The organism is Exiguobacterium sp. KKBO11 (assembly GCF_001644945.1).
Classification (GTDB): Bacteria; Bacillota; Bacilli; order Exiguobacteriales; family Exiguobacteriaceae; genus Exiguobacterium_A; species Exiguobacterium_A abrahamii.
On record NZ_LUCU01000044.1, the window covers coordinates 170056 to 183083 of the forward strand.

At 47.2% G+C, this 13028-nt stretch carries 12 protein-coding genes and 1 riboswitch; of the genes, 6 read left to right on the forward strand and 6 right to left on the reverse strand.

Annotation, left to right across the window (positions count from 1 at the left end; all coding sequences use genetic code 11):
* The 3 genes from AYO36_RS13600 to AYO36_RS13610 all read left to right on the forward strand — a co-directional run bounded on the left by AYO36_RS13600 (position 1) and on the right by AYO36_RS13610 (position 2717).
* Positions 1–636 (forward strand): nitroreductase family protein, encoded by a 636-nt coding sequence (locus tag AYO36_RS13600; RefSeq protein ID WP_050678777.1) that lies wholly within the window; start codon positions 1–3, stop codon positions 634–636.
* A 52-nt stretch (positions 637–688) separates the two neighbouring features.
* On the forward strand, positions 689–1324 hold the full coding sequence (locus AYO36_RS13605) for a nitroreductase family protein (RefSeq protein ID WP_023469790.1): 636 nt from the start codon (positions 689–691) through the stop codon (positions 1322–1324).
* 76 nt (positions 1325–1400) lie between these two features.
* On the forward strand, positions 1401–2717 hold the full coding sequence (locus AYO36_RS13610) for an NAD(P)/FAD-dependent oxidoreductase (protein ID WP_064300735.1): 1317 nt from the start codon (positions 1401–1403) through the stop codon (positions 2715–2717).
* A gap of 21 nt (positions 2718–2738) precedes the next feature.
* On the opposite strand, the gene AYO36_RS13615 is transcribed toward AYO36_RS13610, so the two are convergent.
* The 5 genes from AYO36_RS13615 to AYO36_RS13635 form a co-directional block, all read right to left on the reverse strand.
* Entirely contained in the window at positions 2739–4175 is a 1437-nt protein-coding gene (locus AYO36_RS13615) for a DEAD/DEAH box helicase (protein WP_064300736.1), read from the reverse strand.
* Between the two features lie 63 nt (positions 4176–4238).
* Entirely contained in the window at positions 4239–5312 is a 1074-nt protein-coding gene (rlmN, locus tag AYO36_RS13620) for a dual-specificity RNA methyltransferase RlmN (protein ID WP_023469793.1), read from the reverse strand.
* A 124-nt stretch (positions 5313–5436) separates the two neighbouring features.
* Positions 5437–6243 (reverse strand): ABC transporter permease subunit, encoded by an 807-nt coding sequence (locus AYO36_RS13625; RefSeq protein ID WP_064300737.1) that lies wholly within the window; start codon positions 6241–6243, stop codon positions 5437–5439.
* Entirely contained in the window at positions 6240–7124 is an 885-nt protein-coding gene (locus tag AYO36_RS13630; RefSeq protein WP_231884720.1) for an ABC transporter ATP-binding protein, read from the reverse strand. The genes AYO36_RS13625 and AYO36_RS13630 overlap by 4 nt, the downstream gene beginning before the upstream one ends.
* A gap of 9 nt (positions 7125–7133) precedes the next feature.
* Positions 7134–7793, reverse strand: a complete 660-nt coding sequence (locus AYO36_RS13635; RefSeq protein WP_064300739.1) for a methyltransferase — start codon at positions 7791–7793, stop codon at positions 7134–7136.
* 89 nt (positions 7794–7882) lie between these two features.
* On the opposite strand from AYO36_RS13635, the gene AYO36_RS13640 reads away from it, so the two are divergent.
* From AYO36_RS13640 to AYO36_RS13650, 3 genes are all read left to right on the forward strand, one after another.
* Entirely contained in the window at positions 7883–8203 is a 321-nt protein-coding gene (locus AYO36_RS13640) for a heme oxygenase (RefSeq protein WP_064300740.1), read from the forward strand.
* 124 nt (positions 8204–8327) lie between these two features.
* Positions 8328–9065, forward strand: a complete 738-nt coding sequence (locus AYO36_RS13645) for a uracil-DNA glycosylase family protein (protein WP_064300741.1) — start codon at positions 8328–8330, stop codon at positions 9063–9065.
* Between the two features lie 92 nt (positions 9066–9157).
* A riboswitch (Lysine riboswitch) is annotated at positions 9158–9336 on the forward strand.
* A gap of 111 nt (positions 9337–9447) precedes the next feature.
* Positions 9448–11031: a Na+/H+ antiporter NhaC family protein gene (locus tag AYO36_RS13650; RefSeq protein WP_064300742.1), complete on the forward strand. Its 1584-nt coding sequence runs from the start codon at positions 9448–9450 to the stop codon at positions 11029–11031.
* 65 nt (positions 11032–11096) lie between these two features.
* Here AYO36_RS13650 and htpG read toward each other — a convergent pair whose 3' ends face one another.
* Positions 11097–12959 carry a molecular chaperone HtpG gene (gene htpG, locus AYO36_RS13655; protein ID WP_064300743.1) on the reverse strand — a complete coding sequence of 621 codons (1863 nt, stop codon included), beginning with the start codon at positions 12957–12959 and terminating at the stop codon, positions 11097–11099.
* Positions 12960–13028: the final 69 nt, after the last annotated feature.

Consider the following 13028-nt stretch of genomic DNA (forward strand, 5'->3'; position numbering starts at 1 on the left):
ATGGCAACGCAAACAACAACAGACTTCATGGAAATCGTCAAAGGACGTCGCTCGATCCGTAACTACGATACAGACGTGAAGATCTCAAAAGAAGAAATGACACAAATTCTTGAAGAGGCAACACTCGCACCTTCTTCTGTCAACATGCAACCATGGCGTTTCCTCGTCATCGATAGCGAAGAAGGCAAAGCGACACTCGCACCACTCGCGAAATTCAACCAAGTCCAAGTCGAGACATCTTCTGCTGTCATCGCGGTCTTCGGTGACATGAACGCTGTTGATCAACTCGAGAACATCTACGATACAGCTGTCGCAAAAGGGCTTATGCCACAAGAAGTACGCGATCGCCAAGTACCAGCGATTCAAGGTATGTACAGCAGTGTATCGGCGAACGATTTGAAAGACAGCATCTTGATCGACTCGGGTCTCGTCTCGATGCAATTGATGCTCGTCGCTCGTGCACACGGATATGATACAAACCCAATTGGTGGTTACGAGAAAGATCAAATCGCGGAAGCATTCGGTCTTGAAAAAGAGCGTTATGTACCGGTCATGTTGCTATCGATTGGTAAAGCGGTTGACGCAGGATACCCATCGGTTCGCCTACCAATCAACGACATCGCAGACTGGAAATAAGTTTTTTTACACTATAAAAAAAGAAAACACACACAAGGGAGATTGAATAATTATGACTACTCAAACAACAACGGACTTCATGGAAATCGTCAAAGGACGCCGCTCGATTCGTAACTACGACACGAACGTAAAAATTTCAAAAGAAGAAATGACACAAATCCTTGAAGAAGCAACACTTGCACCATCTTCAGTTAACATGCAACCATGGCGTTTCCTCGTCATCGATAGCGAAGAAGGTAAAGCGACACTCGCACCACTCGCAAAATTCAACCAAGTTCAAGTCGAGACATCTTCTGCTGTCATCGCTGTCTTCGGTGACATGAACGCAGTCGACAGCATCGAGACAATCTATGATATGGCTGTGGAAAAAGGTCTTATGCCGCAAGAAGTACGTGATCGCCAAGTACCAGCTATCAAAGGTTTCTACCGTCCAGAAGACGTTGAAACATTACGTGATAGCATCTTGATCGACTCAGGTCTCGTTTCGATGCAATTGATGCTCGTTGCTCGTGCACACGGTTACGATACAAACCCAATCGGTGGTTACGAAAAAGACCAAATCGCAGAAGCATTCGGTCTTGAAAAAGAACGTTATCTTCCAGTCATGCTGCTTTCAATCGGTAAAGCAGTCGACGCAGGATACCCATCAGTTCGTCTACCAATCGCTGACATCGCAGAGTGGAAATAAGCGATCTCACCTAGTCCGGATTCCTTTCACAGGAATCCGGCTTTTTTGTATACTCAAAGAAAAGGAGGCGTCTGTGATGTATGATGTGACGATTATCGGAGCCGGTGTGGCAGGAATTTTCCTCGCCCATCAGCTCGTTGAAGATGGACAACGCGTCCTACTGCTCGATGCCGGAAAACCGATTCGCGAGCGCAAGGCAGAAGATGCGTATCTTGGATTCGCAGGGCTTGGCAAATCAGAAGGAAAGTTCAATTATGCGACGGGATTCGGCGGGGAACTCGTCTCAAAAATCGGTGAAGAGACGACACGACGACTGTTCGAAGAAGTCGATGATCTCTTATGTACATATGGTGGAGGTACAGTTGAGACCTATTCCACGCATTCCCCTACTGTAGCGTCTCGTGCCCGTCGCGCCGATCTACATTCGGTCGAGACGACCGTCCGTCATTTAGGCACAGTACGGACAGCTGCTGTCTTCACGGCGTTTGAGGACGCCTTATTACCGCGTCTCGATGCCCGATTCGAAACGACAATCGAGCAGATCACGAAGTCGAAGTCGTTTACGATCAAAACAGCGGACGAGACCTTCGTCAGTCAACGGATCGTGTTCGCGACGGGTCGTTCTGGTGCAGACTTTACGTTGCACCAGTTAGCGACGCTTGGTATCACCCCACAGCGGACCCGACTCGATCTCGGGGTGCGAATTGAGACGGATGAGGTACTATTTCGGACATTGTTACAGGAGACGTTCGAGACGAAGCTCGGTTACGACTCGCCTTACGGTCAAGCCGTCACCTATTGCATGAATCCGCGCGGACGGATCATCCGCAAATATCAAGAAGGACTCGTCATGCCGGACGGTCAAAATGTCCACGAGACAACAGACGGCTCGACAAATCTGAACTTCACGCTATTTCTCCCGCGGTATTTTTCAACACTAGCGAAAGCGAATGCGTATGCCGCACGCATCATTGGCGGAATCAACCAAGGTGGTGATCGCATTCTCGTTCAGCGACTCAGTGATTTCCGAGCATCGCGAGCGACGGCACACGATCAATTGAGTCGTAACACCATTGTCCCTTCCCTAACCGCGTCTCCCGGTAATTTGCATGCAGAAATGCCTGCAGAAGACCTGCTCGTCTTAGAAGGGTTTTTAGAACGCCTTGAGCAACTCCTTGAAGTGGAACTTCCGGGAGATACGTTGCTTTATGGACTAGATGGCAAGTTTTACGCACCGATGCTTGAGACATCAGAGACGTTTGAGACGACATGTCCTGGTGTCTATGCGATCGGTGATTGTTCCGGTGCTACACACTCGCTTGCCCAAGCAGCCGCAAGCGGACTCCATCTTGGACATGCCTTGACGCAAAACAGCCGGTCCCTCTTCGCTTAAGCGGAGAATGACCGGCTTGTCTTATTTCTTGAATGCTTCGTACACTTTCAATTGTTTCCCTTTGACCTTCGTCGTCTTCATCGCCCGGAGGACAAGCGGACCTTTTCCGTTGAGGATATCGACATACGTCAACGTATCCTGAATCGAGATGATGCCGATGTCGTCTGCTGTGACGCCTTCAATCTTCGCAATCGTTCCAACGAAGTCGACGGCACGGAGTTTCTTCTTCTTCCCACCGTTGAAGAACAACTTCATGATGTCCGCATCAAGCTGTTCCGTTTTCGAAGAACGTGTATCTTCCGTCGCCATTTTCTCTTCGAACGCATCCGCTGTCCGCATCAAGTCCTTTTCTGTCGGTGCTTGGCGACGTGTCAGCTTCCCGTGATACTGCTCGATTTCCTTCAGGCGACGTTCGTCTGCCGGTGTGACGAGACTGATTGCTTGTCCTGCTGCTCCTGCACGACCCGTTCGACCGGTCCGGTGAACATAGCTTTCTCGTTCGACAGGGAGATCATACTGGATGACATGCGTGATGTTCTCGATATCGATGCCGCGTGCCGCGACATCTGTTGCAACGAGAATCCGGAACTTCCCGGCACGGAAGGCTTTCATCGCATCGAGTCGATCGTCTTGTTCCATCCCACCATGGATCGCTTCAACCGGATAGTCATGTGCGCGTAGACCATTCGCGACGAAATCAACGTGTTCTTTCGTCCGACAGAAGATCATGCAACGATCCGGGTTTTCAGCGACCAGGACATCTTTTAAAATGGCGAACTTCGTCTTATCCGTCACCGGAATATAACTATGCGTAATCGTTGAGACGACGGTTTCACCCGCTTCGATTCGTTTTGGTGCCTCCATGTAACGGTCACTCAACTGTTCGATGTCTTCTGGGAAGGTCGCAGAGAACAATAGTGTCATTCGCTCCTTCGGTAACTCAGACAAGATGGCATCGACTTGATCGAGGAAGCCCATGTTCAGCATTTCGTCCGCTTCATCTAAAACGACGTAACGGACTTTCTCAAGCGATAACGTGCCCCGCTCGATATGATCGCGTACGCGTCCCGGTGTTCCGACGACGACGTGTGTCTTTTGCTTGAGCTCCGTGACTTGTCCACGGAACGGTTGCTTGCCGAAGACAGCTGTCGCTTTGATCCGCTTATAACGTCCGATGTTCATGATATCTTCTTTGACCTGCAAGGCGAGCTCACGTGTTGGCGTCAAGACTAAGACTTGTGGTTTGTTTTCTTCCCACTCGACGAGTTCACACAGTGGGATCGCAAACGATGCCGTCTTTCCGCTCCCCGTCCGTGATTTGACGATGACATCTTTTCCAGATAGTACGACCGGAATGACGGATTGCTGGACTTCGGTTGGTATCGTGTAGCCGAGTTGCTCGATTGAATCGAGAATCGGTGTGCTTAAGTTAAAATCATTGAATCGTGTACGTGTCATAGAATGTCCTCATTTCTTATCGTAAAAAAAGCTTCCCACCGAAACGATGAGAAGCCCAACGAATTATTTGGATGCTACTTTATCTTTTTTGATTTGCTTACTACGTAATTGACCACATGCCGCATCGATGTCTGTTCCGTGCTCGAGACGAACACCACAGTTCAAGCCGTTCTTTTTCAACGTATCGTAGAACGTCGTGATATCTTCAGACGTACTGCGCTGATATTGACCGTGCTCATCGACTGGGTTGTACGGAATCAAGTTGACATACGTCAGGTGACGTTTGTCTTCGAACAGTTTTGCGAGTTCGACTGCGTGTTCTTTTTGGTCGTTGACGCCACGAAGCAAGATGTACTCGATCGTGATTTTACGGTTCGTCGTTTGAACGTAATAATCGATCGCTGGCATCAATTTCTCAAGCGGGATCGCCCGGTTGATTTTCATGATTTGCGTACGCAATTCATTGTTTGGTGCGTGAAGCGAGATGGCTAAGTTGACTTGGAGTTTCAAGTCAGCGAACTTGTAGATCTTGTCTGCCAAACCACTTGTTGAAACCGTGATGTGACGTGCACCGATCGCAAGACCATTGTGGTCCTTGATGACGTTCAAGAAGTCAACCATGTTGTCGAAGTTATCGAACGGTTCACCGATACCCATGACGACGACGTGGCTGACACGTTCTTCGTTACCGACTGCATCGAGGTGATGTTGAACGTTCATGATCTGCTCAACGATTTCGCCTGCTGACAAGTCGCGGCTCTTCTTGATAAGACCACTTGCACAGAAGCTACAGCCGATGTTACAGCCGACCTGTGTCGTAACACAGACAGAAAGACCGTATTTATGACGCATCAAAACCGTTTCAATCAAGTTGCCATCATATAATTTGAAAAGGAACTTGATTGTTCCGTCTGCTGATTCTTGCTTGACCGCTTCTGTCATCGAGTCAATCGTAAAACTCTGATCTAACAACTCAAGGCAATCCTTGTTGACATTCGTCATTTCCGCGAAAGTCGTGACACGTTTACGGTAGAGCCAATCCCATACTTGTTTGGCACGGAATGGTTTGTGCCCTTGATTCGATAACCATTCTGTCATCTGCTCAAGCGTTAATCCATAAATGGATGGTTTATTCATTTCGAAAGACCTCATTTCTTTTTCCAGAACTACAACATTCCTTTATCTTAGTAAAAATCAGCGCGTGACGCAACGTTCAAATCCTAAATGTTCACTTTCTGTAAAGTTTTTGCGCCACTTTCGATCAAATCGACAGACTCCGACGTCCGAATTGAACAACTGCTCCAGTCAAGAACACAAGACAGAGGACAAGTAAAAGAATGGAATGAAGAAGAAAATGATCCGTTCCTTCTAGTAATTGCGTCGTATTGAATAAGGAGAAGACGGATAGATAACGGAGCCACTCCGTCTTGTCACTTAGTTCCGACAGAATCGTCAAGACGATCGATAGGACAAGCACACTACCAGCAAGCGAAAAAGCACGACGTTCTTCGTCAAATAACGTCGCAACGAATAACGTAAAGGCACCGATCGCGAAGAGTAACAATAGCGCATTGAGTTGAATCCGCCATAAGATGACGTCATTGATCGAAATATCTGTCATCCACCAGTCGGATACCATCAAGACAAGTCCATTCAGTCCTACGAGAACCATACTTGCGATACCCATGACGATCGCAACAGCAAACGTATACGCATTCCGGGTGATCGGGGCTGCGAGATAGACGATCAGCTCTCCATTGTCGATTGGTCGCGCAACGAGTCGCGCTGCTAATGAGAGCAAGAATAGACTCGCAATGACTTGAAAAATCAGTCCATAATAGTTTCCCCCGAGCAGATCCAGTACATTCTCGAACCCTGTCACCTTATCGTATTGAAATGCTTTTAAGACTTCTGGAGGTAACGCTTCTAGTTTTGCTTCTAGTAAACCGGTCTTCATCATCGATGGATAAAGCAACGCAAGCATCAATAAGTAGAGACTCGTTCCAATCGCATAAGCAAGCACGGGCTTTCTAACCTGCTTGAATAAAGAGCGGATCAGCAATATCACGACGATTCCTCCTCTCCATAATAATGCAAGAAGACCTGTTCTAAATCATCTGCTGACGGACGAATCAGCCGTACATCGTACTGCGTTAAATAAGCGATCGCCTGATTCAAGCTCAGCGTCTCATCCGTTTGAAAACTGACTTCTGTCCGCTTCGGTTCAACACCGACTTGCATCGCGAACTGTGCTGCTTCCACCTCCGTTCGGAAGACGATCGTGTACGTCTTTCGACTCGATCGAACCAACTCATGAATATCCGATTCGACGATGATGCGCCCTGTTTTGATTAAAGCCGCTCGATCGCACGATTTTTCCATCTCCGGAAAATGGTGTGAACTCATTAGAATCGCTTTTCCAGCATGCTTCTCCTGTTCGATCCACTCTAAAAAACGCTCTTGCATCAAAGGATCGAGTCCACTGGTCGGCTCATCAAGTAGATAGACGGGTGCATCCTTCATGAAGCAACCGACAAGTGCCAATTTTTGTTTCATCCCTTTTGACATCTTGCGGATTTTCGTCTTCGTCTCAAAAGGAAATCGTTTCAACAACAGTTGTCGCCGTGCCGGATCGCTACCGTGTAGTCGTTGCATCAAATCCAGCATGTCTGCTCCCGTCATGTCTCCAGGTAAACTAATCTCCCCTGGCAAATAACCGACCAATTTCTTCACTTCTTTACTTTGATTCCAGCAATCAAAACCACCGATCGTCGCCTTTCCACCATCCGCCGCCAGTAGTCCCATCAAATGTCGGAGTGTCGTTGATTTTCCAGATCCGTTTGGTCCGATGAAACCGAATATCGTACCCGGATCAACTGTAAAACTGACATCGAATATCCCACGCCCCGGCGCAAATTCCTTCGTCACATGCTCCAAACGGATCATCATCCGACCTCCCTATCTTTTATTTCTTTCCTCACTGTATTCATACCCGTTTTGAAGCAGTTTGTTCGGATCAAAGCGATAGATGACGAACCGCTCGTCATGATTTTTTTCATAGAGGTCTCGTAATCGAATCTCATCGATTTGCTCGAATACGGTATGGCGCTCCAAGTACTCCCGGTATTCATCGGTCGGGTAATACAAGATGAGATCAACCGAACGCGGGGAACGTTCGACCGAACTTAAAATGTGATCGATCACTTTCATGAAAATTTGTGAAGAGAATGGATTAAAGAAATAAAACTTATTCGCCTCATCCGGAATGGTATACTGCTCGGCATACGTCTGTTCGAATCGCAAACTTCCGGAACGCCGCTTCCGTCGACTTTGGTAGTTCGCCATATTCCGAAGTGCGTCCTCGTAAAATTGTCCGTTCATCTCGATTCCGATGACGGAACAGTCAAAACGATCGTGTAAGTAAAAGTTTAAACGCCCTTTCCCACACCCGAAATCGATGACAATATCCTCTTTTTGAAACGGATAGGTTTCGCATAATTCGCTGAGTGCCGCATAAGGCGTCGGTTCATAGCGATTGTAGTGACTAAACACACCATAAAGGTGTTGCATCTCAATGGTCTCAATTCGTAATCGTTGATCATATTCCTGTTCATTCATCGTCTTTTGTTCCTTCTTTCCGGCATTCTTTCCCTCATCGTACTATACTGAAGAAGTACGTTACTCGTTTTTTGAAAGGGGATTTTATGATGATCGTCGTTACGAACCGGATTAAAGTCAAAAAAGGGATGGCTGCAGCTCTCGCTCCTCGTTTTACACGTCCAAGTGGACTTGATACGATGGACGGATTCATCCGTGTTGAGGTCTTATTGACGCAAAACATCGAAGAACACGATGAAATGAACGTCAACATGCACTGGGAAGATATGAAGAGTTTTCAAGCGTGGCGGGAGAGTGACGATTTCAAAGCGTCACATAGTCGACCTGCGAGTAGTGAGGCAGGAGAATCGCCAATGCTCGGCAGCGAGATTCTGACATATGAAGTCGCTTCGGTCAAAGAACGCGCATGATGCACGAAAAGGACTCGTATCGAGTCCTTTTTTATATACCTATACACAAATAGTGAAAGGGTCGAATTGTCACAAATGGTATTATTTGTTATCATAGTGCCATTACAGAGAGAGAGGGTCCTTCATGAATTCATTAACTATATTTGAACAAGCCATTCGTAGCTTACCTGACGATCGTACGTTACGACGTGATGAATTATGGACGGACGATTTTTTATTGCAACAGGAGAACGAGCTGACCGTCTATTACTCTCCGATTGGCGAATATGTCAATACTGAAGCAAAAGTCGTCATCATCGGGATCACACCAGGTTTTGAACAGATGCGAATCGCTTTCGAAGAAGCGACGGATGCCCTCCATCATGGTGTTTCATTAGAAGAGACGGCACGCCTCGTCAAATATACAGCAAGCTTTGCTGGAACGATGCGACGTAATCTCGTCCAGATGCTTGATACACTCGAGCTTCCAGCATTGCTCGGAATCGAGACGACGGCTAGCTTATTTCATCAACATCAGAAATTATTGCATCCAACGTCACTGTTAAAGCAACCCGTCTTTTATCGCGAAAAGAATTACTCGGGTCATCAACCGAAGATCAATCGTAGCCCTTTATTAAGGCACTACGCGGAAGAACACTTCGTCGCTGAGATCAATCAGTTACAAAAACCAGCGTTATTGCTTCCGCTCGGTCGGGTCGTCGAGACGCAAGTCCGTGGATTGATTCATGATGGACGAATCGAACAGCATCAGCTTCTTTCCGGATTCCCCCACCCATCTGGCGCGAACGGTCATCGAAAAAAACAATTCGAGGAAAACCAAGCCTATTTGATGAAACAGCTCATTCAATATTTTGCTGAATAAACAACTTTATCTTAAATTATCAGAATATATGGTTGAATCGCTTCTGAAATACATGATAAAGTGTCCATAAGAACAGAATATGACTATTCTATCGATGAGGTAGAGGCGCGATTTCAATCAGTACTTGGTCCGAGGATGACAACGAAGACGACTACAGGAAAGGTGACATCGCCGAAATGACAGTATGTGTCGAGCATATCGTCGTTGGTCGATTCGGGAAACACCCGATCGATTGCCATACATAACAATTGTATGGAGCGCTCCAATTCGGCTAAGAAAGACGCATCCAGCGAGGGTGTCGGCTTTGTTGCCGGTGCCCTTGCTTTTTTTGTGCCGCGGGGTCTCATCTTTAAGCCATTTATTAAAGAGGAGGATATTTTTCATGGTCAACTATTCAGATTCCATTATTGCCCTTGTACCTGCTTTACTAGCTATCTTATTAGCCATTTTTACCCGAAAGGTCGTTCTTTCGTTAGGTGTCGGCATTCTCGTCGGTGCCCTGTTACTTCACCGTTTTAACCCGATCGATACGGTAACCTATCTCGGCAAGAACATCTTCAGCCTCTTTTGGGCGGACGGTGCCTTAAACGAGTGGAACGTCTTATTACTTGTTTTCTTGTTATTGCTCGGCGTCCTTTCCACATTGATTCAGACATCAGGTGGCGCTCGCGCTTTCGGTGAATGGGCTTCTACGCACGTCAAGACAGCGCGTGGTGCACGCTTAGTTGCCTTCGGACTCGGTATCCTAATTTTCATCGATGATTACTTCAATAGTCTCGCTGTCGGCAACGTCAGTCGTCCGTTAACGGATCGCCGTGGTGTCTCACGTGCGAAGCTTGCCTATTTGATTGACTCAACAGCTGCGCCTGTTTGTGTCATCAGTCCGCTTTCGAGTTGGGGCGCATTCATCATCTCTATCATCGCCGGTATCTTAACGACGCACTCGATTACGGATTACTCAGCGTTTAGTGCCTTTATGATGATCGTTCCAATGAACTTCTATGCGATTTTCGCATTACTTTTAACACTTTACATCGCTTACTCTGGCGTCTCTGTTGGACCGATGAAACAGCATGAACGCCGTGCCGCGAATGGTGAACTTTTTGATGCGTCAAAAGGAACACCGATGGGAATGGCAAAAGAGGTCAACGAACATACGAACGGAAAAGTTCGGGATCTCGTCGTTCCGATCGTCGTTCTCGTCATTGCTACGATCAGTGCGTTACTCGGAACAGGTGCTCAGGCACTTGCAGCCGACAACCGCCCGTTTACTTTAATCGGTGCATTTGAGGCAACGGACGTCACCCGTTCCCTCGTCACAGGTGTCGTCATTAGTTTGATCGTTGCCTTCCTGATGCTTATCGGTCGGAAAATTCCGGGCCGCGATTACCGTGCAAGTATTGTCGCTGGTATGCGTTCGATGTGGCCAGCAGTCGTGATTCTGTTATTCGCTTGGACGATCATCGCTGTCATCGGTGATATGAAAACCGGTGACTATCTCGCGAGCTTCGTCAGCAACTCGATTTCTGCTTCGTACTTGCCATTCTTATTATTCTTGATTGCCGGCTTGATGGCATTCTCAACAGGAACAAGTTGGGGCACATTCGGAATCATGTTGCCAATCGGTGCGGATCTCGTCATGGCTGTTGATGCCTCACTCTTGTTACCGACGCTTGCTGCTGTTCTTGCTGGATCTGTCTTCGGTGACCATTGTTCACCGATTTCCGATACGACAATCCTAAGTTCGACAGGGGCTGGATCCCATCACATCGATCACGTTGCGACACAGTTACCGTATGCGCTAGTCGGTGCTGTTACTGCGGCAGTCGGTTATTTAGTCATCGGTTTCACCGAGTCTTCAGTCTTCGGTTTCATCGGAGCCTTAGTTACATTCGTACTCTTTGTCGTCGTTTTGAACGTTCTCTCAAAAAAAGGTGAAACTGCTTCTGATTTACAAACAGATTAATGTAACACTGTACGAGAAAAGGCATTGGATGCGCGCATCCAATGCCTTTTTTACATCTATTCGTTTCATACCATCAATAAACACACATCATTCGCGAACGCTACTGGATCCTCGAGTGGAAGCCCTTCGACAAGCAATGCTTGTTGATACATCAGTTTTGTATAGCGCTCGAACTTCGAACGATCGTTTTGATATGCCGTTTCAAGAGAGTGGAACACTGCGTGTGACGGATTCAATTCAAGAATCTTGACCGCTTCTACCCCTTCGTTATTCGGCATCGCCTTCAGGATTTTCTCCATCTCGATCGAGACGGCGCCGTCCGTCGCAAAACAGACGGGATGCGATTTGAGACGCGTTGAGGCTTTGACTTCCTTGACTTGTCCACTTAGCACTTCCTGCATAGCTTGGAACATCTCTGCTTGTGCGTCCGTCGTCTCCGCTTCTGCTGCTTCAATCCCTAAATCGCTGCTTGTGACCGACTTGAACGTCTTCTCGTTATACGTCACGAGCATCTGAATCGCGAACTCATCGATCTCTTCCGTGAAGTACAAGATATCATACCCTTTATCACGAACGAGCTCGGATTGTGGTAATTTATCCAGACGATTCGTACTCTCACCAGCAGCGTAATAGATATGTGCCTGATCTTCCGGCATCGCTGCGACGTATTCTGCGAGTGTGATCAACTTCTTCTCCTTGGCTGAGTAGAAGAGGACGAGGTCCTGCACCTGTTCTTTATGCATGCCGTAATCATTATACATACCGAACTTCAGCTGACGTCCGAACGCTTGATAGAACGTTTCGTACTTCGTACGATCCTCGCGCAGAAGTGCTTCGAGTTGTGTCTTGATCTTACTTTGGATGTTTTTCGCGATCAATTTCAATTGACGATCGTGCTGCAGTAACTCACGCGAGATGTTGAGCGATAAGTCTTCCGAGTCGACCATCCCTTTGACGAAACTGAAGTGATCCGGCAACAAGTCGCTGCATTTTTCCATGATCAAGACACCGTTGGCATAGAGTTCAAGACCCTTTTCAAATTCCTTCGAATAATAATCGTACGGCGCTTGCTCCGGAATGAATAAGATCGATTGATAACGAACAGCGCCGTCGACACTGATATGAATGTGTTTCGCTGGTGTGTCGAAACCATAACGCTTCTCTTGGTAGAAGTTCTTATAGTCCTCGTCTGTCAATTCCCGTTTGTTCTTCCGCCAGATCGGCACCATGCTGTTGATCGTCTTGACGACTTCGACCTCTTCCGTCTCGTCACTGCCTTCGATCGGCTGACGTTCGAGTTCCTTCATCTCGATCGGATAACGAATGAAATCTGAGTATTTTTTGATGATACTGCGCAAACGATACGTCTCGAGGTATTCGTCATACGATTCTTCTTCCTCATTCGCCTTGATATGGAGCGTAATCTCCGTTCCGACGGTTTCCTTGTCGACTTCCTCGATCGTATAACCTTCGACACCGCGCGATTCCCATTTATAAGCGACCGCACTGCCGAACGGTTTTGTAACGACAGTGACGACGTCTGCGACCATGAAGGCAGAATAGAATCCGACACCGAATTGACCGATGATATCATGACCATCTTGTGCTTCATTCTCTGCCTTGAAGGCAAGCGATCCACTTTTTGCGATCGTACCGAGATTGTCTTCTAGTTCTTCCTTCGTCATTCCGATTCCCGTATCACGAATGATGAGTTGACGCGCTTCTTTATTTGGTTCGATCGTAATTTTGTAGTGTTCCTTTTCGAACGAAATCGTCTCGTCCGTCAATGCTTTGTAGTACATCTTATCCATGGCGTCACTTGCATTCGAGATCAATTCGCGCAGGAAAATCTCCTTATGCGTATAGATGGAATGAATCATCATCTCCAGCAATCGTTTTGATTCCGCCTTAAATTGTTTCGTTTCCATGCTCATTCTGCCTCCCCTTTTTTAGCACTCAATCATATAGAGTGCTAATTCACCTCCTATTATTAGGGA

Bases quoted from the DNA above. Each gene is read 5' to 3' on its own strand.
- AYO36_RS13600 (WP_050678777.1), top strand. From the start codon at position 1: ATGGCAACGCAAACAACAACAGACTTCATGGAAATCGTCAAAGGACGT.
- AYO36_RS13605 (WP_023469790.1), top strand. From the start codon at position 689: ATGACTACTCAAACAACAACGGACTTCATGGAAATCGTCAAAGGACGC.
- AYO36_RS13610 (WP_064300735.1), top strand. From the start codon at position 1,401: ATGTATGATGTGACGATTATCGGAGCCGGTGTGGCAGGAATTTTCCTC.
- AYO36_RS13615 (WP_064300736.1), bottom strand. From the start codon at position 4,175: ATGACACGTACACGATTCAATGATTTTAACTTAAGCACACCGATTCTC.
- rlmN (WP_023469793.1), bottom strand. From the start codon at position 5,312: ATGAATAAACCATCCATTTATGGATTAACGCTTGAGCAGATGACAGAA.
- AYO36_RS13630 (WP_231884720.1), bottom strand. From the start codon at position 7,124: ATGATGATCCGTTTGGAGCATGTGACGAAGGAATTTGCGCCGGGGCGT.
- AYO36_RS13635 (WP_064300739.1), bottom strand. From the start codon at position 7,793: ATGAATGAACAGGAATATGATCAACGATTACGAATTGAGACCATTGAG.
- AYO36_RS13640 (WP_064300740.1), top strand. From the start codon at position 7,883: ATGATCGTCGTTACGAACCGGATTAAAGTCAAAAAAGGGATGGCTGCA.
- AYO36_RS13645 (WP_064300741.1), top strand. From the start codon at position 8,328: ATGAATTCATTAACTATATTTGAACAAGCCATTCGTAGCTTACCTGAC.
- AYO36_RS13650 (WP_064300742.1), top strand. From the start codon at position 9,448: ATGGTCAACTATTCAGATTCCATTATTGCCCTTGTACCTGCTTTACTA.
- htpG (WP_064300743.1), bottom strand. From the start codon at position 12,959: ATGGAAACGAAACAATTTAAGGCGGAATCAAAACGATTGCTGGAGATG.